The organism is Mesorhizobium sp. M7A.F.Ca.AU.001.01.1.1 (assembly GCF_004022735.1).
Lineage (GTDB): Bacteria > Pseudomonadota > Alphaproteobacteria > Rhizobiales > Rhizobiaceae > Mesorhizobium > Mesorhizobium ciceri.
Window position 1 is genome coordinate 1 of sequence record NZ_RZPF01000941.1, and the last position, 2,057, is coordinate 2,057.

At 63.1% G+C, this 2,057-nt stretch carries 3 protein-coding genes; all 3 read left to right on the plus strand.

Translation table 11 applies throughout. The features are described 5' to 3' along the window. Positions 1–1,284, plus strand: a 1,284-nt coding sequence (tagH, locus tag EN884_RS34270) for a type VI secretion system-associated FHA domain protein TagH (RefSeq protein ID WP_128361054.1), incomplete at its 5' end; no start/stop codon positions are given. A 3-nt stretch (positions 1,285–1,287) separates the two neighbouring features. Beyond that, positions 1,288–1,740: a type VI secretion system lipoprotein TssJ gene (tssJ, locus tag EN884_RS34275; protein WP_024504481.1), complete on the plus strand. Its 453-nt coding sequence runs from the start codon at positions 1,288–1,290 to the stop codon at positions 1,738–1,740. Between the two features lie 40 nt (positions 1,741–1,780). After that, positions 1,781–2,057, plus strand: a 277-nt coding sequence (tssK, locus tag EN884_RS34280; RefSeq protein ID WP_164895363.1) for a type VI secretion system baseplate subunit TssK, incomplete at its 3' end; no start/stop codon positions are given.

The following is a 2,057-nucleotide window of genomic DNA, read 5'->3' on the forward strand; positions in this document are numbered from 1 at the left end:
ACGTCGAGCAGCGGATTGTTCATAAACGACTCCGACAGCCCGCTCGGTGCCGGCAAGTCGACGCGCCTTCAAAGTGGCATGCGGCTGAGATTGGGCGACTACGTCGTCCATGTCGACCTGCAAACGCCAGCCACTCAAGCACCAGCGGCCGGCCAGCCGGTTTCGGAACGCGCGCCGCCAGCATCCCGGGCCCCGGTGAGCATCGGTCGCGATGACTTCTTTTCCGCCAAGGTCGAAGAAGAGCCGCGACGGCCACGTCCGGCCGATCTGCCGAACCCTTTCGAGCAGCCGGTTGCGGGTGCATTCGAACGTGCCAACTCCGACCAGCGCCACTCGGCCGCTTTCGATGACCCGTTCAGCCTCGATCCGGTTTCGACGCCGGTGTCGAAAAATCCCGCCCCTTATCGCGAACCGGGCGGCGCGGCGAGCCAAGCGGACCCGTTCAGCCTCGACGCGGTACCGTCCCCCGACCGCGCAGCCCAAGCCGCCCGTGACAAGCCGTCCGGAACCCATGATGACTTTCCTTTCGGACCAGCCGCCACGCTCAGTTCGGCGAACGGCGCCAGTTCGATCGAACAGCGCGAGCGCATCGCCCAGCGATCCCAATCAGCCAATCCCTGGGATTTGCCGGTGCAGCCCGCAGCTACCCCTGCTTCACCACGTGTGGGTGCTGCTCCCAAAGCCGCCCCGGCGCTGGCTGCGGCGCGGCCGGAGGAGATGGCGCTTCGCGCCGCATTCCTGCATGGCATGGGTGTCGAGGAAGCCGATTTCCCCGGACGCGACAGCATCGCGGAAATGGAGAAGTTCGGTCGCGAATACCGGATGATGATGGAAGGCCTGATGCAGCTTCTGCGCAAGCGGGCCGAGGAAAAGGGAAACGCGCGCGTCGCGCAGACCATGGTCGGGGCCTCCGAAGTCAATCCGCTCAAGTTCCTGCCGACCGTCGACGACGCCATCATAACGCTTATCGCTGAGCGCAGCCCAGGATTTCTCGGCGGTGAAGCGGCAATCACCGATGCGGTGCGCGATCTCGCGCAACATCACGTACGCGCCTGGCGAGGCATACAGACCGCCATGCGGCGGATGATCGACCGTTTTGACCCGGTAGTGATCGAGGATGAGCTGAAATCGAATTCCGCGATCGGAACCCTTCTCTCTGGGGGGCGGGGCGCCAAGCTGTGGGAACTTTACCAGAAGCGCCATCGTGAAATCGCCGAGAGTGCTGAAAAGAGCTTCCTTGGCGAAATCGGCGCTGATTTTCGAGATGCATATGAGGAGGAGTGAGAGATGATTGATCGACGTGAATTTGTTGTTGCCTTGGGCGCGACAGGGTTGCTTGCGGCTTGCCAGAGTGGTCCGCCGAAACCATCGGTGATCACCGTCAACGTAAACGGCGGTGCTGGCATGAACCCGGGACCAGGCGGCGGCGACCGGCCGGTAACGATCCTGGTGATGCGGCTGAAAAGCACCGGCAAATTCAATTCCGCCGACTATTTCGCGCTGCAGGGGGATGCCGGCACGGCGCTGGCGGGCGATCTCATCGGATCCGACCAGATTTCCGTCGGGCCGGGAAAATCCGCATCCAAAACCATCACGGTCGAGCCGGACGCGACGGCGCTGGGCTTTGTTGCTCTGATCCGCGAGCCCGGCGGCCGGAACTGGCGGACAACCAAGTCGGTGTCGTCGGGATCGAAATTCACGATCAACGTCACGCTTGGCAGCGGCGGCATTTCCGCCTAGCGGCAAAGGGCAAGGGGAGCTCGATACAGAGAGTAGCGGCATGAGCAATGCAAACAGGGTGCTATGGTCCGAAGGGCTTTTCCTGCGGACCCAGCATTTCCAGCAGCAGGATCGCTTTTTCGAGGCGACGGTGCGCGGCGCGTTGCAGGCCGGGCAATTGCATACGTTCGGTTTCCAACAGCTGACGCTGGACCAGGCGTTGCTGGAAGCCGGCCAGATCTCGATTCTGTCCGCGCGGGGCATCTTTCCGGATGGGACACCTTTTTCCATCCCGGACATGATGGACGCGCCGCGACCGCTGCCGGTCACCCCTGACA